This is a genomic window from Xanthomonas sp. BRIP62415, assembly GCF_003993515.1.
Lineage (GTDB): Bacteria > Pseudomonadota > Gammaproteobacteria > Xanthomonadales > Xanthomonadaceae > Xanthomonas > Xanthomonas euroxanthea.
The window spans coordinates 1-20,868 of record NZ_QEZH01000034.1 but is presented as its reverse complement, the minus strand read 5'-3'; the positions used below and the strand labels follow the sequence as shown (position 1 = coordinate 20,868).

At 66.0% G+C, this 20,868-nt stretch carries 9 protein-coding genes and 1 pseudogene; all 10 read left to right on the top strand.

Features of this window, described 5'->3' with window-relative positions; translation table 11 throughout:
• Window positions 1-308 precede the first annotated feature (308 nt).
• On the top strand, window positions 309-1,280 hold the full coding sequence (locus EO141_RS18470) for a LysR family transcriptional regulator (RefSeq protein WP_104582918.1): 972 nt from the start codon (window positions 309-311) through the stop codon (window positions 1,278-1,280).
• 262 nt (window positions 1,281-1,542) lie between these two features.
• On the top strand, window positions 1,543-4,473 hold the full coding sequence (locus EO141_RS18465) for a TonB-dependent receptor (RefSeq protein ID WP_047130315.1): 2,931 nt from the start codon (window positions 1,543-1,545) through the stop codon (window positions 4,471-4,473).
• Window positions 4,474-4,813: 340 nt separating this feature from the next.
• Entirely contained in the window at window positions 4,814-7,537 is a 2,724-nt protein-coding gene (locus EO141_RS18460) for a TonB-dependent receptor (protein WP_119128403.1), read from the top strand.
• A 109-nt stretch (window positions 7,538-7,646) separates the two neighbouring features.
• On the top strand, window positions 7,647-9,908 hold the full coding sequence (locus tag EO141_RS18455) for a cellulase (RefSeq protein WP_127169919.1): 2,262 nt from the start codon (window positions 7,647-7,649) through the stop codon (window positions 9,906-9,908).
• 106 nt (window positions 9,909-10,014) lie between these two features.
• Window positions 10,015-11,931: a sialate O-acetylesterase gene (locus EO141_RS18450; protein WP_127169918.1), complete on the top strand. Its 1,917-nt coding sequence runs from the start codon at window positions 10,015-10,017 to the stop codon at window positions 11,929-11,931.
• Window positions 11,932-12,014: 83 nt separating this feature from the next.
• Window positions 12,015-13,685: a GH35 family beta-galactosidase GalD gene (galD, locus tag EO141_RS18445; protein WP_104582969.1), complete on the top strand. Its 1,671-nt coding sequence runs from the start codon at window positions 12,015-12,017 to the stop codon at window positions 13,683-13,685.
• A gap of 121 nt (window positions 13,686-13,806) precedes the next feature.
• Window positions 13,807-16,710, top strand: coding sequence for a TIM-barrel domain-containing protein (locus EO141_RS18440; protein ID WP_127169917.1), 2,904 nt, complete (start codon window positions 13,807-13,809; stop codon window positions 16,708-16,710).
• Between the two features lie 91 nt (window positions 16,711-16,801).
• Entirely contained in the window at window positions 16,802-19,174 is a 2,373-nt protein-coding gene (locus EO141_RS18435; RefSeq protein ID WP_164739307.1) for a glycoside hydrolase family 95 protein, read from the top strand.
• Window positions 19,171-20,664, top strand: a complete 1,494-nt coding sequence (gene xylB / locus EO141_RS18430; RefSeq protein ID WP_127169915.1) for a xylulokinase — start codon at window positions 19,171-19,173, stop codon at window positions 20,662-20,664. The genes EO141_RS18435 and xylB overlap by 4 nt, the downstream gene beginning before the upstream one ends.
• Window positions 20,665-20,711: 47 nt before the next feature.
• Window positions 20,712-20,868: pseudogene (locus EO141_RS18425) on the top strand (xylose isomerase); the annotation flags it as partial.

The window sequence follows — 20,868 nt, the reverse complement described above, 5'->3', positions numbered from 1 at the left end:
GTGCAGCGCTACACGGCGCTGCGCGGAGGATGGCAGGCAGCGACGACGCGGTGGCTGCGGCACCTGCGTGCGCACTCCAACGGCCTGCAATTGGCCGGCAAATTGCCGTCATCGTCGTCCACCTCCGCAATCATGGCGTGCGTGTTGCCATCTCGTGGAAGATGGGATCACGTCTGTTCTGGCCGCGCCCGGGAGGTAGGGGCTCCTGCTGCGGCGTTCGATAGCCTCGCGCGCGGAGATATGTGCTGCAAATGAAATTTTCGGCATATTCTATTCCTCCTACGAATACACCTGCGTGGCGATACTCCATGGCAAATTCCAGCACTCCCTGGTTCAACGCTGCCCGCCTCAAGACGCGCCAGCTGCTGCTGCTGCTGCATCTGCACGAACAACGCTCGGTGCTGCGCGCGGCCGAGGCCGCCAGCATGACGCAACCGGCCGCCTCCAAGCTGCTGGCGGAAATGGAAGACATGCTGGGGGTGAAACTGTTCGAGCGACATGCCCGCGGGGTGGAGCCTACCTGGTACGGCCATGTGCTGATCCGGCGTGCGCGTGCGGCGATGTCGGAGATTGGCCGGGCGCAGGAGGAAATCGCCGCGTTGCGGGCCGGGCGCATGGGCCAGGCCTCGATCGGCACAGTGGTCAATCCAGGCACCAACCTGGTGCCGCAGGCGATCGCCGAGGTCAAGCGCGAGTTCCCCGACATCCTGGTGCGGGTGGAAATGGACTACAGCCGTCCGCTGGTGGCCAAGTTGCTGGACGGCCAGCTGGATATCGTGATCGGCCGCATCCTGGGGCCCGAGGGCGTAGGCGAGCTGGAATTCGAGCCGCTGGCCGACGAGCCGCATTCGGTGATCGCGCGGGCCGGCCATCCGCTGGCCAGCCGGGTCGGCCTGCAGCATGCGGACCTGGTACGCCATGGCTGGATCCTGCCGCCAGCCGACAGCGTGCTGCGCGCGCGGCTGGACTCGATGTTCATGGAGCACGGCGTGCAGACGCCGACCAATGCGATCGAGACCTCGTCGCTGCCGGTGACCTCCACGCTGCTGCGCGGCACCGACATGCTGACCGCCTTGCCGGTGGAATCGGTGGCGCCGCTGATCCAGGCCAAGCTGCTGACCGTGCTGCCGATCGAGCTGGGTGTGCGCATGGAGTCGTTCGGCATCATCCGCCGACGCGATTACATCCTGCCGCCGGGGGCCGAGCGCATCCTGCAGGCGCTGCGCACCACTGCACGGCGTTTGTATCCGGCCTTGCGCGGGCCGGAATCCACTGGATAAGCGGGCTCTTCCATTCGTATTCCAGAAGGGCATACCAGACTGTGAATTTTTCATTGGCTGGCGCTAGACCACGCGCCTATATCTGTGAGCCAGATCGCACGCTGAAGCGCACGTGAAGTCGGGCAGGTGATCGGCGGCCAAGCCGCCATGCAGTGGGAGGTGGAGCCGGGCGGCAACGTCCGTGTCCTGCACGATCACGCGGCCCGTTGACGGTGCCGCGCTAACCAGTCTTCCGTCGTCTTGCGTCCTGGGAGGGATTCAGATGTACAAGTTTTCAAGCCATGCCTCGGCAGGGACGGGCGTGCACGCACGTCGTACCCCGCGTTTGCGTCATTCCGCCATGGCCGTCAGCATCGGGCTCTTGCTCGCCGCACCGGTGTACGCCCAACAGACGCAGTCGCCCCCGACTGCCCCCGCCGGCAATACTGCCGGCAACGCGGTGGATCTGGATGCGGTGGAAGTGCGCGGTGTGCGCGCCAGCCTGATCAAGTCGCAGGTGATCAAGCGCGATGCCAGCCAGATCGTGGATTCGGTCAGTGCCGAGGACATCGGCGCCTTGCCCGACCGCAGCGTCACCGAGACCCTGCAGCGCGTCAGCGGTGTGACCATCGATCACTTTGCCGCGCGCAGTGACCCGGACCATTTCTCCGCCGAAGGCAGTGGCGTGATGATCCGTGGCCTGACCCAGGTGCGCGGCGAACTCAATGGCCGCGACATCTTCAGCGCCGCCAGCGGCCGCGGGCTGAGCTTCGAAGACGTGCCGGCCGAGTTGATGGCCGGGGTGGACGTGTACAAGAACCCCTCGGCGGAAATCATCGAAGGCGGCCTGGGCGGCACGGTCAATCTGCGCACGCGCATGCCGTTCGACAACCCGGGCCGGATCGTCGGTGGCAATGTCGATTACAACTACGGCGACATGAGCAAGAAGTACAAGCCGTCGGCCTCGTTCCTGTTCAGCGACCGCTGGAACACCGGCATCGGCGAAATGGGCTTCATGATCGACGTCGCGCACTCGGAGCTGGCCACGCGCTCGGACGGCATCCAGGTGGAGCCGTACGTGCGGCGCACCGACGAGGCCGTGCTGGCCGGCAGCGGACGCAGCGAGGTGTTCGTGCCGGGCGGGGTGAACTGGCGTCAGCTGGATTTCGAGCGCAAGCGCGACGGCATCGCGGCGGCGTTCCAGTGGAAGCCCAGCGATGCCACCGAGATCTACGCGCAGTTCCTGCGCTCGCGCTATGAAATGAACTGGCAGGAGCGCGCCGCGTTCTTCAACGACAGCAACAACAGCATCACGCCGGCGCCAGGCACGACCTTCGACTACGACGATCGCGGCGGCTTCCTGCGCGGCTCGCCGGTGTCCAGCTCGTGGCGCGGGGTGCTCACCGGCGACGGCGTGCGCTTCAACACCGACAACCGCTATTCCGAACAGCGCACCACCACCACCGACATGTCGGTGGGTTTCAGCCACTTCTTCAACGACAACCTGCAGATCAAGGGCGATATGCAGCTGGTAGAGTCGGAGAACGAACAGCTGGATTTCACCGTGTTCAGTGCGACCTATCTGCCGGGCCTGTCGTATGACGTGTCGGGCAGGTATCCCAGCGTGCAGATCGCCAACCCGGCCTTCACCCAGGACCCGTCCAACTACTTCTGGGCGGCGGCGATGGACCACCTGGGCAAGAACCGCGGGCGTCAGCTGTCCACGCGCGTGGATCTGGAATACACCTTCGATGACAGCAGCTGGTTGCGCTTTGCGCGCTTCGGCATGCGCGCCACCGACCGCAACCAGATCAACAAGAATTCCGGCTACAACTGGGGCGTGATCTCCGACAACTGGGCCGCCATTCCGGGCACCAGCAACGGCCTGGCCAACATGTCCGAGTTCATGACCGACCAGTCGTCGTTGTTCACCTTCTCCGACTTTTTCCGTGGCGGCGTGAACGTGCCGACCACGCTGGTGGTGCCCAACAGCGGCCTGGTCAACAACTACGCCTCGGCCTCGCAGATGATCCAGCAGATCGTGGCGCTGCGCGGCTACGGCTGGGCGCCGGACACCTATCAGCCGCAGGACACCAACCGGCAGCACGAACGCACCCAGGCCGCCTACGCGGCGCTGTACTTCGGCAACGACGAGGCCTGGGGCGTGCCGGTGGACGGCAACATCGGCATCCGCGTGGTGCAGACCAAGACCCAGGCCGAAGGCTTCGGCCAGTTCCAGAACCTGGCCGGGCTCAATGTCTCGCCGGAACTGCAGGCGCGCTATACCGGGCAGTACTTCGAGAACAACTCGCAGGGCAGCTACACCAACGTACTGCCCAGCCTGAACCTGCGCCTGCGCTTCACCGACAGCCTGCAGTGGCGCTTCGCCGCCTCCAAGGCGATGGCGCGCCCGGACTACACCCAGTTGCAGCCGTATGTATTGCTCAACGTGGAAACCAACGACGCCGGCCAGGCGACCGATTTTGTCGGCACCGCCGGCAACCCGAACCTCAAGCCGATGGTGGCCAACCAGTTCGACACTGCGCTGGAGTGGTACTTCGACACCAGCGACATGCTGTACGCCACGCTGTTCTACAAGAAGGTCAAGGACTACTTCTCCACCCAGACCCGCAGCGAGATCTACGACAACCGCCCCTGGCTGGTGACACGCCCGTACAACATGGACGAGGGCACCATCCGCGGCGCGGAGCTGGGCTATACCCAGTTCTTCGACCAGCTGCCGGGCTGGCTGAGCGGGTTCGGCGTCAATGCCAACTTCACCTTCGTCGACAGCCAGGGCGGCGCCAACACCGCCACCGACCCGTACACCAACACCACCGTCACCGGGGTCGAGCTGCCGCTGGAAGGCCTGTCGCGGCGCAGCTACAACCTGGCCGGCATCTACGAGAAGGGGCCGTTGTCGCTGCGCCTGGCCTACAACTGGCGCTCGCGCTACCTGCTGACCACCAGCGATGCGTCCACCCGACTGCCCACCTGGGCCGACGACTACGGCCAGCTCGACGGCTCGTTCTTCTACCGCTTCAACGCGCACCTGCAGCTGGGCGTGCAGGCCAACAACCTGACCAACACGGTGACCAAGGTGCTGATGGGGCCGACCTCCTACGAAGGCGGTGAAGTGGATCGGCGTCTGTATACGCGCTCTTCCTTCGTCAACGACCGGCGCTACTCGCTGGTGCTGCGCATGAACTGGTAAGCGCAGCCCGTCACGGAACTGCTGTGTCCGGGCTCGCGGAGTTGAGCCCGCTTTTGCCGATCCGGCCCGCCGGGTCGGCAATGCCAGACCCGGCGGGTTTGTTGGGGTTGCTATAGTTTTTAAGAATAGCTTTCCAGGAATATTTCATTGGTGTGGCACGACGGCGCCGCCCTATGCTCCGGCCGCAGCCGCTAGGTAAGCCTTGTCAGGATTACCACGCATCGCAACCGCCCGGCCTTCCGGTCGTGGGCGGATGCGGGCCAGCACCAACGACGGGCAGGGCGTTCGCGCACCGACCCGCTAAAAAATTAGAAGTACATGCGTCCTGGGAGGGAGCACCATGTCAGTGCAACATCGCCACATTCCGGCAGGCCGGACTGTGGGTCAGCGTTCGATCCGTGATTTCCGCCGCTCCGCGATGGCCCTCAGTGTGGCCACGCTGTTGAGCGCGCAGGCCTACGCGCAGGATGCGACCACCACTGCCGCTCCGGCTCAGGACTCCACCACCCAGCAGCTCGACACCGTGCAGGTCACCGGCACGCGCAGCAGCGTCACCAAGGCGCAGCTGGTCAAGCAGAACGCCGAGCAGATCGTCGATTCGATCGTTGCCGAAGACATCGGCAAGCTGCCCGACAACAACGTCGCCGAGGCGCTGCAGCGCATCTCCGGCATCCAGATCACGCGCAACTACGGCGAAGGCAGCTCGATCGCCATCCGCGGTCTGACCCAGGTGCGTACCGAACTCAATGGCCGCGACATCTTCACCGCCAACGATGGCCGTGGCCTGAGCTTCGAGGACGTGTCGGCCGAACTGCTCGGCGGCGTCAACGTCTACAAGAATCCCTCGGCCGACATGATCGAAGGTGGCCTGGGCGGCACCGTCGACCTGCGCACGCGCCTGCCGTTCGACTACGACGGCCGCAAGATCGCCGGCAGCGTCCAGTACAACTATTACGACCTGGCCGACGACGGCAAGCCGGCGTTCTCGGGCCTGTTCAGCGATCGCTGGCAGACCGGCATCGGCGAAATCGGCCTGCTGGTGAACTACTCGCAGCAGAAGAGCCCGTTCCGCCAGGACACCATCTCGATCGAGCCGTGGTACACCCAGACCGATCTGCCGGGCTATGAAGGCCAGGGCGTGTCGGTGCCGCATGGCGCCGGTATCAACACCACCGTCGGCGAGCGTGAGCGCAAGACCGGTGCGTTCGCGATGCAATGGCGTCCCAACGATGCGGTGGAGGTCTACACGCAGGTGCTGCGTTCGGAATACGACTTCAGCTGGCACGACTATTCGTTCTTCGCCCTGACCGGCGCCAACCCGATGCAGGGCCTGCCCGGCATCGAAGTCAACGACCGCAACGAATTCGTCAACGGCGCGTTCCAGAACGTGCCGACCGAGTCCAACACCAGCCTGACCGAGCGGCATTCGGTGACCACTGATTACTCGCTGGGCGCCAAGTGGACGGTCAACGAGAAGCTGACCCTGAGCACAGACTTCCAGTATGTCGATGCCACCACCACCGGCACGCGCTACATCCTGTCCACCGGTCAGTCCACCAGCCCGCAGTTCAACGTCGACTTCCGCGGCGATCTGCCGCGCCTGTCGGTGACCGATGCCAGCGGCGCGGAAGGCTACCTGGCCGACGTCAACAATTACGACGGCTGGCGCTATCACCTGGACAACAAGGACGACAACAAGGGCACAGAGTTCGCCTGGCGCGCCGACATGGATCTGGCCTTCGACAGCGACTTCGTGCGCAGCTTCAAGGCCGGTGTGCGCTACACCGACCGCGATGCCGAGACCAAGGGCAATATCTATCGCTTCATGTGCATCAACAACTGCGCGGGCGCGCCGTTCTCGCAGTTCCCCAGCGTTGGTGTCGTGACCAATCCGATCACCGATTTCTTCCGCGGTGAAAGCCATGCCTTCGGCCCGACCCTGACCGCCTCCGATGCGGCGGTGGCGAACTATCGGCAGACCCTGGCCACCTTCGGTGCCAGCCCTCTGGAGTTTTCGCCCAACAACATCAACGCGCAGACCGAGAAGACCTACGCGGCCTACGGCGTGTTGCGCTTCGGTGTGGACAGCGATTCGATTCCGTTCGACGGCAACATCGGCGTGCGCGTGGTGCGGACCGAGGTCGGCTCCACCGGCGTGCGTACCGGCACCGACGGCGAGGGCGGCGGCCTGATTCCGGTGGACGCGCAGCAGACCTATACCGACGTGCTGCCGAGCTTGAACCTGCGCTGGATGCTGAGCGATCAGCTGCAGTGGCGTTTTGCCGCCTCGCGCGGTATCTCGCGTCCCACCTTCGATCGCCTCAACCCGAACCTGAGCCTGAGCACCGGCACCTCCAACGGCGCCTCGACCTTCACCGGCAGGGCGGGCAACCCCGATCTGGAACCGGTCAAGGCCGATCAGTTCGACACGGCGCTGGAGTGGTATTTCGGCCAGGGTTCGATGATGTACGGCACCCTGTTCTACAAGAAGGTCGAAGGCTTCATCGCCGACAGCGTGTTCAACGAGGTCTACGACGGCCGCGTGTGGCAGATCACCCGTCCGGTCAATGGCGATGCCGGCAAGATCCGCGGTGCGGAACTGGGCTACACGCAGTTCTTCGACTTCCTGCCGGGCTGGCTGAGCGGCTTCGGCCTGCAGACCAACTACACCTATGTCGACAGCGAGGCGCCGAGCCCCACCGCCACCGACACCAACGGCCAGGCGCTGACCGTGCCGCTGGAAGGCCTGTCCAAGAACAGCTACAACGCGATCCTCAGCTACGAAACCTCGCGCTTCCAGGGCCGTGTGGCCTACAACTGGCGCAGCGACTGGCTGGTGACCACCGCAGGCAACGGCACCGGCAATCTGCCGGTCTACAACAAGGGCTTCGGCCAGCTGGATGCCTCGCTGCGTTTCAACATCAATGATGTGTGGTCGATTTCGCTCGATGGCGTGAATCTGCTCGATACCCGGCGCGAAAGCTACCTGGGGACCGAGTCGCGCTACCGCGACTTCGTGATCAACGATCGTCGGTATGGCCTGACCTTGCGGGCCAGCCTGTAGAACGCGCCGTAGGAAGTGCGTCGCCGGTTCGGCGAGCTGTGCAGGCAGCCCGTCGGACCGGTGTTTTTCCTATCGACGGCGCGCCGTCGATCGCAAGGGAGCCGGAGGAATGATCGCTGTAATCGATCCGCCTACTGTGCGCCGCGTTACCGCAGCGATGCGGCCGGTCCGTGCGTGGCTGGCACTGCTGTTGCTGTTGCCGTTTTCGATCCTGCCGCTGCAGGCTGCCGATCCGGCGGTGCAGGGGCCTTACCAGTGGCGCAGCGTCGCCATTGGCGGTGGCGGATTCGTCACCGGTGTGCTGTTCCATCCCGCCGAGCGCCATCTTGCGTATGCACGTACCGATGTCGGTGGTGCGTACCGCTGGGATGGGCGCGCGCAGCAGTGGGTGGCGCTGACCGATTGGCTGGGCGCCGACGACTGGAACCTGATGGGGATCGACGCATTCGCGGTCGATCCTGCCGACCCGCAGGCGCTGTATCTGGCCGCAGGTACTTACATGCACGAGCGCGCCGGCAATGCCGCGGTGCTGCGCTCGTTCGACCGCGGCCGCAGTTTCGAGCGTGCCGAGTTGCCGTTCAAACTCGGCGGCAATCAATTGGGCCGTTCCAATGGCGAACGGCTGGCGGTGGACCCGCACGATGGCCGTGTGCTGTTGCTTGGCTCACGGGATGCAGGCCTGTGGCGCAGCGACGATCGCGGCGCGCACTGGGCGCGGGTGGACGCATTTCCTGCCGAGGCAATGGCGGGCGCGACGGCGCGCAATCATGTCGGACGCGAGCAGGCGGTGGGCATCGCCTTTGTCGTCTTCGATGCCGCCAGCGGCCGCCCCGGCCGTCCGACCCCGCGCATCTATGTCGGCGTGTCCACCGCGCAGGCCAGTCTGTATGTCTCCGAGGACGCCGGTCGCAGCTGGTCGGCGGTGGCCGGGCAGCCCAAGGGCCTGCGTCCCAGTCATATGGCCAGCGGCAGCGATGGGCAGTGGTACCTGAGCTACGGCGACCAGCCCGGGCCGGACCTGATGGCCGGCGGCGCGCTGTGGAAATACACCCCGGCGCAGGCGCGCTGGAGCGAGATCAGCCCGATCGCGCAGCCGGCCAGCGGCGATGGTTTCGGCTGGGGCGCGGTGGCGGTGGATCCGCAACAGCCGCAGGTGCTGCTGGCCAGCACCTTCCGCCGTCGTAGCCCGCGCGATGAGCTATTCCGAAGCGTCGACGGCGGGCGCAGCTGGACGCCGTTGCTGGCGGGCGCGCAGTTCGATCACGGCGATGCGCCGTGGACCGCGCAGGCCACGCCACACTGGATGGGCGCGCTGGCGATCGATCCGTTTGACAGCAACCACGCGCTGTTCGTCACCGGCTACGGCATCTGGGCCTCGCGCAACCTGCAGGATTTCGCCAGGCAGCAGCGGCCGTTGCAGTGGTGGTTCCAGGATCGCGGGCTGGAAGAGACCGTGCCGCTGGATCTGCTCAGCCCGATGCAGGGCGCGCACCTGCTCAGTGCGCTGGGCGATATCGACGGCTTCCGGCATGACGATCTGGAGCGTGCGCAGCTGCAGTACGCCGGCCCGCGCCTGACCAATGGCGAGAGCATCGATGCCGCCGGGCAGGCCGCGCAGTGGGTGGTGCGCAGCGGTACCGTGCGCGATCGCCGCAACAACGAGATCCGCGCGCTGTACTCGCGCGATGGCGGCGCGCAGTGGACGGCGTTCGCCAGCGAGCCGCCAGCCGGGCAGGGCGCCGGCAACATCGCCATTGCCGCCGATGCATCCCATGTGGTGTGGGCGCCCGAGAAAGGCGGCAACTGGCGCACCGCCGATTTCGGCAAGCACTGGCAGCGGGTGCAGGGGCTGCCCGAGACCGCGGTGGCGGTGGCCGATCGCGTTGATGCACGGCGCTGGTATGCAGTGGATACCGCCAGCGGGCGCTTGTACGAGAGCGGCGATGGTGCAGCGAGCTTTCGCGACACCGGTGCCCAGGTCGGCAGCCCGGCGCGCGACGAGCGTGCGCGTCCGCAGCTGCGCCCGGATCCATGGCGGGCGGGGGTGGTGTATCTGGCCAGCCCCACGCTGGGCGTGATGCGCTGGCAGGGCGGGCGTTTGCAGACCTTGTCCAAACCGGACCAGGCGCGTTCGCTGGGCATCGGCAAGGCGTTGCACGCGGGCGCACCGCCGGCGCTGTATCTGGCCGGCCGCGTGGATGGGGTGGACGGCGTGTTCCGCTCCGACGACGAAGGCGCGCAGTGGTTGCGCATCAACGACGACGCGCACCGGTTCGGCAAGCCGTACAGCGTCACCGGCGATCCGCGCATCCCCGGGCGCGTGTACTTCGCCACCGGTGGGCGTGGCATCTTCTACGGCGATCCACGATGAGCGCTGCGTCGCTGCGCGCGTCATCGCGCTGTCTTACCGTGTACGGCGGCGTGCGTCGTCGTATCGCTGCGCGCCGATTGGTCGCGCCGTCCCTGGAGATCATTGCATGAGCGCTTCCCTTATCCGTCGTGGCTGCCTGTTGGGCCTGGTCCTGGCCAGCCCCGCCGCATTGGCACAACCGAGCTTGCCGTTGCTGTTTGCCGATGGCGCGGTACTGCAGCGCGATCAGGCCATGCCGGTGTGGGGCTGGGCCACGCCCAATGCCGACATCATGGTCAGCTTCGACGGCAAGCGGGCCACCGCCAAGGCCGATGCCAAGGGCCAGTGGAAGGTCAGCCTGCCCGCGCACAAGGCCGGCGGCCCCTATGTGCTGAGCGTGCAGGGCGACGGCGGCGAGTTGCAGGTGCGCGATGTGCTGGTCGGCGATGTGTGGCTGGCCAGCGGGCAATCCAACATGGAGTGGCCGTTGGCGCAGGCCAGCGATGGTCCGCAGGCGGTGGCCGCGGCCAACGACCCGCAGTTGCGGCACTTCAAGGTGCCCAAGTCGTGGTCGCTGCAGCCGGAAGCGCGCCTGACCGGCGGCGACTGGAAGGCCGCCACGCCGGACAACGCCGGCGAGTTCACCGCAGTGGGGTATTTCTTCGCCAGGGAGCTGCGCGCCAGCACCGGCGTGCCGATCGGCATCGTCAACAGCACCTGGGGCGGCAGCGCGATCGAGGCGTGGATGGACGCGGCCTCGCTGGGCTTGAATGGCGAGCAGAACCAGGGCGCGATCGAGGCGATCAAGCAGCGCGATGCCGCCGCGCAGGCCGCCACCGGCAAGCGCATCGCGCGCTGGCCCAAGGTCGATGGCGACATGCCGCAGTGGCGCCAAGCGTCGTTCGACGACAGCGACTGGGACAGCATCCCGACCAGCCAGCAATGGGAATCCAGCGGCTATGACGGCATGGACGGCATCGCCTGGTATCGCACCACGGTCACCCTGAGCGCTGCCGAGGCCAAGGCCGGTATCGAACTGGGCGTGGGCCAGATCGACGATTCGGACATCACTTACGTCAATGGCCAGCAGGTCGGCACGACCGAAAAAGAGTGGAACCTGCCGCGCGTCTACCAGGTGCCTGCCTCCGCCTTGCGTGCAGGCGTCAACCACATCGCGGTGCGGGTGGAAGATCTCAGTGGAGGCGGCGGCATGCATGGCCCGGACGAGCAGCGCTTCGTGCAGACCAGCGCCGGTGCCAAGCGCGCGTTGGGCGGCTGGAAGTTCCGTCCCGCCGCCGTGCGCGTGTCGCTGGCCGACAACAAGAATCAGCTGCCCACGCTGCTGTACAACCAGATGATCCATCCGCTGCAGCCGTTCCCGGTCAAGGGCGTGATCTGGTACCAGGGCGAAACCAATGCCAGTGAGGCCGGCGCGGTGAAATACCGCGCGCAGTTCGCCGCGATGATCCAGCAATGGCGCGCCGAGCGCGGCGCGAAAACGCTGCCGTTCCTGTGGGTGCAGCTGGCCAACTTCAAGGCCGGTGGCGACAGGGGCGAGCTGAGCCCGTGGGCGCTGTTGCGCGAGTCGCAGTCCAAGACGCTGGCGCTGCCGGCGACCGGGCAGGCGGTGATCATCGATATCGGCAACCCCACCGATATCCATCCGACCAACAAGCGCGATGTCGGCCATCGACTTGCGATTGCTGCACGTCATGTGGCGTACGGCGAAACGCTGGTGTACAGCGCGCCGATGTTCAAGCAGGCGCGCTTTGCCCAGGGCCAGGCCGTGCTGCGCTTCGATCTGCAGGGCAGTGCCTTGCAGGTGCGAAATGGTGGCGACGTGCAGGGCTTCCGCGTCGCCGGTGCCGACAAACACTTCCATCCGGCCACCGCGCGCATCGACGGCGATCGGGTGATCGTGCGCAGCGACGCGGTGGCTGCACCGGTCGCGGTGCGTTACGGCTGGAGCGAAAACCCGGAAGACGCCAACCTGGTCAATCGCGAACACCTTCCTGTTTCCCCCTTCCGCACCGATACCTGGTGACACGGAGTCTTATGTCCATGCATTCCCCCGTTGCACGTGTGATTACTCCTTCCCCTGCACGCCGCTGCCTGCGTCCGCTGCTGCTGTCCGCGCTGACGCTGGCCCTGGCTGCGTGCCAATCCGGCGAGCAGGACGACAAAGCCAAGCCGGCCGCAGTCGCACCGACTGCCGGTACCGCAGCGACCGCACCTGCCACGGCAGCGGCGCCGGCTGCGCAGACGCCGATGCCGCAGTTCGTCAGCAAGGACGGCAAGCACGCGTTGATGGTCGATGGGGCGCCGTTCCTGATCCTGGGCGCGCAGGTCAACAACTCCAGCAACTATCCCGGCGTGATGGACAAGGTGTGGCCGGCGATGCAGGTGCTGGGCCCGAACACCGTGCAGGTGCCGATCGCCTGGGAGCAGGTCGAGCCGGAAGAAGGCAAGTTCGATTTCTCCTTCGTCGATACGCTGCTCACGCAAGCGCGCGAGCACAAGGTGCGGCTGGTGCTGCTGTGGTTTGCGACCTGGAAGAACAACGGCCCGGCGTACGCGCCGCATTGGGTCAAGACCGACAACCAGCGCTTCCCGCGCGTGGTGACGCGCGAGGGCAAGGCGATCGGGTCGCTGTCGCCGCATGCGCAGGCCACCCTGGATGCCGACCGCAAGGCCTTCGTGGCCTTCATGCAGCATCTGAAGCAGGTCGATCCGCAGCACACCGTGATCATGATCCAGCCCGAGAACGAGCCGGGCACCTACGGCAGCGTGCGCGACTTCTCGCCAATGGCGCAGAAGCTGTTCGACGGCCCGGTGCCGGACGCACTGCTCAAGCGCCTGAACAAGCAGCCGGGCAGCTGGGCACAGGTGTTCGGTGCCGATGCGGACGAGATCTTCCATGCCTGGTCGATCGGTCGCTACATCGACCAGGTGGCCGAGGCCGGCAAGGCCGAATACCCGCTGCCGATGTACGTCAATGCGGCGTTGCGCGGCCCGTTCAATCCCGGCCAGCCCGGCCAGTACGCCAGCGGCGGCCCCACCGACAACGTGCTGGACGTGTGGAAGGCGGCCGGCCCGCATATCGACCTGCTGGCCCCGGACATCTACATGCCCGAATACCGCACCTACACCACGGTGCTGGAACGCTACGCCCGCCCGGACAATGCCTTGTTCGTTGCCGAAACCGGCAACCGCCCCGAGTACGCGCGCTACCTGTTCCCGACGCTTGGCCACGACGGCATCGGCTGGTCGGCGTTCGGCATGGATTACACGCGCTATTCCAACTACCCGTTGGGTGCCAAGCACGTCAACGAAGAAACCCTGGCGCCGTTCGCGCTGGGCTTTGACCTGGTCAAGCGCGGCATGCGGCCGTTCGCCAAGGCCGCCTCCGAAGGCAAGCTGCACGGCACCGCCGAAGAACCCGGCCAGGCCGTGCAGGAGCTCAAGCTCAACGACCGCTGGAGCGCCACCATCACCTACGGCGTGCCGCAGTTCTGGTTCAAGGGCGAGCCGCCGGGCAACCCCGAGCCGATCGGTGCGGCGCTGATCGCCGAGCTGGGTCCGGACGAATTCCTGGTCACCGGCTATCACGTGCGCGTGACCCTGCATCCGGCCAGCGAGGCGACCGCCAACATGCTCTACGACCGCGTCGAGGAAGGCGTCTACGAAGGCAGCGACTGGAAGTTCGAGCGCAACTGGAACGGCGACCAGACCGATTACGGAGTCAACTTTTCCAGCGCGCCGCAGCTGCTGAAGATCAAGCTGGCCACCTACAAATAAGCCTGCTCGGCCGCGTGCTGCACAGCCCCACCGCCGCGCAGCACGCGGTCCGCCAGGCTGAATCCAATGAACCATGCGCTGCCGCCCCCGCGGCACCGTTTCGTAATCCAAGGGAGTGAAAATGCAAACCATCAACCGTTCCGCCGGCCATGCGCCTGCCCCCCGACGTACACCGCTTGCCCAGTGCCTGGCGTTGTCGCTGGCCTTGCTGGCCAATGCCGCGCACGCGCAGGAAGTGCGCAAGGCCGCCGACGGCGTCACCGTGGTGCCGAGCGCCAAGGGCGCCGCACCGGTACGTCTGCAGGTCGTCGACGCCGGCATCATCCGCGTCAGTGCCGACCCGGATGGCGACTTCGCGCGCAGCCGCAGCCTGATGCGCGTGCCGGTGCAGGGCGATGGCAGCTTCCAGCTGGCCGAGCAGGGCGACAGCGTGCAGCTGAAGACCGGCAAGGTCACCGCCACCGTCTCCACCGTCGATGGCCACGTCAGCTTTGCCGATGCCAATGGCAGGCCGGTGTTGTCGGAAGTGGCCGGCGGGCGCAGCTTTGCCCCGCTGAAGGTGGAAGGCAAGCAATACCTGACCGTGCGTCAGCGTTTCCAGTCGCCCGACGACGAAGCGCTGTACGGCTTCGGCCAGCACCAGCAGGGCTGGATGAACCAGAAGGGCCGCAACGTCGAGCTGCAGCAGAACAACATCGACATGGCGGTGCCGTACCTGGTGTCCAGCCGCAACTACGGCCTGCTGTGGGACAACAACTCGATCAGTCGCCTGGGCGACCCGCGTGGCCTGCAGCCGCTGCCCAAGACGCTGAAGTTGTACGACGCCAAGGGCAAGGCCGGTGCGCTGACCGCGCGTTATGCGATCGATGGCAAGCAGATCGTCGAACGTCGCGAGAGCGAGGTGAACTACCAGTACCTCAGCGACTTGACCAAGTATCCGAAGAAGGCGATCACCAAGGACAAGAACAGCCGCATGCAGGTCACCTGGGAGGGGCAGATCGAAGCACTCACCGGTGGCGAGCACACCTTCTCGCTGTATTCGAGCGAGTACGCCAAGCTGTACGTGGACGGCAAGCTGATCGTCGATCGCTGGCGCCAGAACTGGAACCCGTGGAATCACGAGTTCAAACTGGCGCTGGAGCCGGGCACGCGCCACACCGTCAAGGTCGAGTGGGACCTGATCGACCCCAGCTACATCGCGCTGCTGCATCGCGACCCGCTGCCGGCCGCCGAAGCGAAGGACCTGTCGCTGTGGTCCGAAGCCGGCCAGATGATCGACTACTACTTCGTCTCGGCCGATTCCTACGACCAGGCCGTGGCCGGCTACCGCGAACTCACCGGCAAGTCGGTGATGCTGCCCAAGTGGGCGTATGGCTTCTGGCAGAGCCGCGAGCGTTACAAGAGCCAGGACGAGCTGGTCGGTGCGGTGGCCGAATACCGCAAGCGCAAGCTGTCGCTGGACAACATCGTGCTCGACTGGTCGTACTGGCCCGAGAATGCCTGGGGCTCGCACGATTTCGACCCGCAGCACTTCCCCGATCCGGACGGCATGGTCAAGGCCGTGCATGACATGCATGCGCAGATCATGATTTCGATCTGGCCCAAGTTCTATCCCACCACCGCCAACTACAAGGAACTGGACGCTGCCGGTTTCATGTACAAGCGCAATGTCGAAGTCGGTGAGCTGGACTGGATCGGCAAGGGCTACAAGAACTCGTTCTACGATCCGTATTCGGAAAAGGCGCAGGCGATCTACTGGCGCCAGGTCAACGAAAAGCTCAACAGCAAGGGCTTCGATGCCTGGTGGATGGACGCCGACGAACCGGACGTGCATTCCAACCTGGACATCGGCGAGCGCAAGGCACGCACCACGCCCAACGCACTGGGCTCGTCCACCGAATACTTCAATTCCTATCCGCTGCCGCACACTCATGGCGTGTACGTGGGCGACCGCGCGGCCGACGACAAACGCGTGTTCATCCTCTCGCGCAAGGGCTATGCCGGCACCCAGCGCAATGCAGTGGCGGTGTGGAGCGGCGACATCGTCTCGCGTTGGGACGACATGCGCGACCAGATCTCCGGGGGCGTCAACATGGCGCTGTCGGGCCTGCCCAACTGGACCTTCGACATCGGCGGTTTTGCGGTGGAGAAGCGCTACGAGAACCAGGACCCGGCGCATCTGCCGGAATGGCGTGAGCTCAACACGCGCTGGTTCCAGTTCGGTGCGTTCGTGCCGATCTTCCGCTCGCATGGTCAGTTCCCGTACCGCGAAATCTGGAACATCGCCCCGGAAGGCACGCCGTTCTACGAGAGCATGGCGTACTACAACCGCCTGCGTTACGCGTTGCTGCCGTACATCTACAGCCTGGCCGGCGATACCTACCAGCGCGATGGCGTGATCATGCGCGGCATGATGATGGACTTCCCGAACGATCCCAAGGTCCGCGACATCAACGACCAGTACCTGTTCGGACCGGCGTTCCTGGTCGCACCGGTGACCCGCTTCGGCGCCACCTCGCGGCAGGTGTATCTGCCGGCCGGCAGCAGCTGGCTGGATTTCGCCACCGGCAAGCGCTACGAGGGCGGCCAGAGCATCGAAGCCGCTGCGCCGATCGAACGCATGCCGCTGTTCGTACGTGCCGGCTCCATCGTGCCGACCGGCCCGGTGCAGGAATACGTGGATCAGAAGCCGGATGCGCCGCTCACCGTGGTGGTCTACACCGGCGCCGATGGCCAGTTCTCGCTGTATGAGGACGACGGCAAGGGCTACGGCTACGAGAAGGGCGAGTTCAGCCGCATCCCGTTGGTCTGGAACCAGGCCAAGGGCGAGCTGAGCATCGGCAAGCGCGAGGGCAGCTGGACCGGCATGCAGGCCAAGCGCACCATCAACGTGCGCTTCGTCGACGGCCCGCGCGAGGATGCCGGTGCGCTGGAGCCCAAGACCGATGCCAGCATCCAGTACGACGGCAAGCCGGTCAGCGTGTTGCAGCGCAAGATTGCGTCCGGCAAAGCGCGTCGTCGATGATCGCAGGCTGTCTTCAGTCGATGAGCAAGCAGATGCCGGAACGCCGCAAGGCAGTCGCGGGCGGTTCCGGTGAGGCAGCACGGCGGTGGCCGTGCTGACCCGTCGCGAACTGTGCAAGGCAACCGGGGCCGCGATTGCGGTCCTGGGCGCTGCACCGGTTGCCGTGCAGGCTGCCGCATCGTCCAGACACGCCGCGTTGCCGGCCGCGGCGCCCGCCGATGCCTTGCAGCTGTGGTACCGCGAACCGGCCAACGAGTGGGTGCAGGCGCTGCCGGTCGGCAATGGCCGGCTGGGCGCGATGGTGTGGGGCGGCATTGCCCACGAGCGCCTGCAACTCAACGAGGACACGCTGTACGCAGGCGGCCCGTACGACGCCACCAGCCCCGACGCGCTGGCGGCCCTGCCACAGGTGCGCGCGCTGGTGTTTGCCGGGCGCTATGCCGAGGCCGAAACACTGGCCGACGCCAAGCTGCTCTCGCGTCCGCTCAAGCAGATGCCGTATCAACCGCTGGGCGATCTGCTGCTGGACTTCGATCGTGCCGACGGCATCAGCGAGTATCGCCGGCAGCTCGATCTGGATACCGGCGTGGCCACCACCACGTTTCGCTCCGGCGGTGCTGTGCACACGCGCGAGGTGTTCGTGTCGGCGCAGTCGCAATGCATCGTGGTGCGCCTGTCCTGCGATCGGCCCCGCGCAATTTCCCTGCGCGTGGGCATCGACAGCCCGCAGACCGGCGAGGTCACGGTGGAGCAGGGCGGGCTGCTGTTCAGCGGCCGCAACGGCAGCTTCGCCGGCATCGAGGGCAAGCTGCGTTTTGCCTTGCGCGTGCTGCCACAGGTCAAGGGCGGCACGCTCAGTGGCCTGCGCGACCGTCTGCGCATCGAAGCGGCCGATGAAGTGGTGCTGCTGCTCACCGCCGCCACCAGCTACCAGCGCTACGACGCCGTCGATGGCGACCCGCTCGCGCTGACCGCGGCAAGCATGCAGAAGGCGGGCAAACTGGATTACCCGGCATTGCTGCGTGCGCATCTGGCCGATCACCAGCGGCTGTTCCGGCGCGTGGCGATCGACCTGGGCAGCAGCGACGCAGCCAAGCTGCCCACCGACGAACGCGTGCAGCGTTTTGCACAGGGCAACGATCCGGCGCTGGCCGCGCTGTATCACCAGTTCGGCCGTTACCTGCTGATCTGCAGCTCGCGGCCCGGCACCCAGCCGGCCAATCTGCAGGGCATCTGGAACGACCTGATGCAGCCGCCGTGGGAAAGCAAGTACACCATCAACATCAACACCGAGATGAACTACTGGCCCAGCGAGGCCAATGCGCTGCACGAGTGCGTCGAACCGCTGGAAGCCATGCTGTTCGATCTGGCCAAAACCGGCGCGCACGCCGCACGCGCGATGTACGACGCACCGGGTTGGGTGGTGCACAACAACACTGATCTGTGGCGCCAGGCCGGGCCGATCGATGGCGCCAAGTGGAGCCTGTGGCCGATGGGCGGCGTCTGGCTGCTGCAACAGCTATGGGATCGCTGGGATTACGGCCGCGACCGTGCCTATCTGGGCAGGATCTATCCCCTGTTCAAGGGCGCGGCGGAGTTCTTCGTCGCCACGCTGGTCAAGGATCCGCAGACCGGCGCGATGGTGACCAACCCCTCGATGTCGCCGGAAAACCAGCATCCGTTCGGCGCGGCGGTATGTGCCGGGCCGACCATGGATGCGCAGCTGTTGCGCGATCTGTTCGCCCAATGCATCGCGATGAGCAAGCTGCTCAAGGTCGACGCTGCCTTTGCGCAACGCCTGGGTGAATTGCGCGAGCAATTGCCGCCCAACCGCATCGGCAAGGCAGGGCAGCTGCAGGAGTGGCAGCAGGACTGGGACATGCAGGCACCGGAGATCCATCACCGCCACGTCTCGCATCTGTACGCGCTGCATCCATCCAGCCAGATCAATCTGCGCGATACGCCCGAGCTAGCGGCTGCCGCAAGGCGCACGCTGGAAACCCGTGGCGACAACACCACCGGCTGGGGCATCGGCTGGCGGCTGAACCTGTGGGCGCGGCTGGCCGATGGCGAGCATGCCTACCGCATCCTGCAACTGCTGATCTCGCCCGAACGCACCTACCCGAATCTGTTCGACGCGCATCCGCCGTTCCAGATTGACGGCAACTTCGGCGGCACCGCCGGCATCACCGAAATGCTGCTGCAAAGCTGGGGCGGCAGCGTGTTCCTGCTGCCCGCCCTGCCCAAGGCCTGGCCGCGCGGCAGTGTGCGGGGTTTGCGCGTGCGCGGCGGCGCCAGCGTGGACCTGCACTGGGACGGCGGCCGCCTGCAGCAGGCCCGCGTGCACAGCGATCGTGGCGGGCGCTATCAACTGTCTTACGCAGGGCAGACCCTGGACCTGGAACTGGGCGCCGGTCGCACCCAGCAGGTGGGCCTCAACAACAACCGATTGGTGATGCAATGAGCTTGTACGTAGGACTGGATGTGGGCACGCAGAGCGTCAAGCTGGTTGCCTACGATCCGCAGGAGCGCGCCGTGGTCGCCACGATCGCCGCGCCGATGGAGCTGATCAGCCGCGACGATGGCACCCGCGAGCAGCAGGCGCAGTGGTGGATCGACGGCATCGTGCATTGCTTCGCCCAGCTCGATGGCGAGCAGCGTGCACGGGTGCGCGGTATTTCGGTCTCCGGCCAGCAGCACGGCTTCGTGCCGGTGGCCGCCGATGGCAGCGTCACCGCGCCGGTCAAGCTGTGGTGCGACACCAGCACCGCGCTGGAATGCGACGAAATCATGGACGCGGTGGGTGGTGCGGCAGGCAGCGTGGCCGCCGCCGGCAACCCGATCATGGCCGGCTACACCGCCTCCAAATTGCCGTGGACACGCAAGCATCGTCCCGAGGCGTATGCAGCGATGACCACGGTGATGCTGCCGCACGACTACGTGAATTTCTGGCTCACCGGCGAGCGCTTTGCCGAAGTCGGCGATGCCTCCGGCACCGGCTGGCTGGACGTGCGCACACGGCAGTGGTCCGAACGCATGCTAGGCGCGGTGGACGCACAGCGCGACCTGCGCGAGGCATTGCCGCCGCTGGTGGAGACCGGCGCGGTCTATGCCTTGTCCAACGCAGCCGCCGACGCATTGAACCTGCCGGCCGGCGTGCGTGTCACCACCGGCGGCGGCGACAACATGATGGCCGCGATCGGCACCGGCAACGTCGTGCCCGGTCGCCTGACCATGAGCCTGGGCACCTCGGGCACCTTGTTCGCTTACGCCGATCACCCGGTGGTGGACGACGAGGCACGCTGGGCGGCGTTCTGTTCGTCCAGCGGCGGCTGGCTGCCGCTGATCTGCACCATGAACTGCACCGTCGCCACCGAGGCGGTGATGCGCATGTTCTCGATCACCCGCGAGCAGACCGAGGCCTTGATCGCCAGCACCACGCCGGGCGCCGATGGCCTGGTGCTGCTGCCGTTCTTCAACGGCGAGCGCACGCCCAATTTGCCGGACGCCCGCGGCTGCCTGTTCGGCATGGACCTGCACAACACCACCGCCGCGCATTTCTATCGCGCCGCGATGGAAGGGGCGACCTACAGCCTGCGCAACGGCTTCGATGCCTTTGTCGCGGCGGGTCTGCAGTTCGACACCATCCTGCTCACCGGCGGCGGCAGCAAGAGCGCGCAATGGCGGCAGATGGTGGCCGATGTCTTCAATCTGCAGGTCGTGGTGCCGACCCAGCCCGAAGGCGCTGCCTTCGGTGCCGCATTGCAGGCCCTGTGGGCCTGCGATCGCGACGACGGCGGTGCGGACGCATTGTCGGATGTGGTGCTGGAGCATCTGCAGATCGACCAGGACCTGTCGGCGCGCCCGGATCCGCAACGCGTGGCCCAGTACCAGCAGCACTATCAGACCTTCCTCAAGCACCTGCAGGTGGTCAGCCCGCTCTACGCCGGCTGATCGACCCGCTTTCTACAACTCCCCCAGCAGCAAGGACATTCCACCCCATGAGCAACACCGTCTACATCGGCGCCAAAGAATATTTCCCCGGTATCGGCAAGATCGGCTTCGAAGGCCGCGACTCGGACAACCCGCTGGCCTTCAAGGTCTACGACGCCAACAAGCAGATCGGCGACAAGACCATGGCCGAGCATCTGCGCTTTG

What these genes read in the sequence shown, in the direction of transcription:
- EO141_RS18450 (WP_127169918.1), top strand. Translation starts at nt 10,015, where the DNA reads ATGAGCGCTTCCCTTATCCGTCGTGGCTGCCTGTTGGGCCTGGTCCTG.
- EO141_RS18470 (WP_104582918.1), top strand. Translation starts at nt 309, where the DNA reads ATGGCAAATTCCAGCACTCCCTGGTTCAACGCTGCCCGCCTCAAGACG.
- EO141_RS18440 (WP_127169917.1), top strand. Translation starts at nt 13,807, where the DNA reads ATGCAAACCATCAACCGTTCCGCCGGCCATGCGCCTGCCCCCCGACGT.
- EO141_RS18460 (WP_119128403.1), top strand. Translation starts at nt 4,814, where the DNA reads ATGTCAGTGCAACATCGCCACATTCCGGCAGGCCGGACTGTGGGTCAG.
- EO141_RS18455 (WP_127169919.1), top strand. Translation starts at nt 7,647, where the DNA reads ATGATCGCTGTAATCGATCCGCCTACTGTGCGCCGCGTTACCGCAGCG.
- EO141_RS18465 (WP_047130315.1), top strand. Translation starts at nt 1,543, where the DNA reads ATGTACAAGTTTTCAAGCCATGCCTCGGCAGGGACGGGCGTGCACGCA.
- xylB (WP_127169915.1), top strand. Translation starts at nt 19,171, where the DNA reads ATGAGCTTGTACGTAGGACTGGATGTGGGCACGCAGAGCGTCAAGCTG.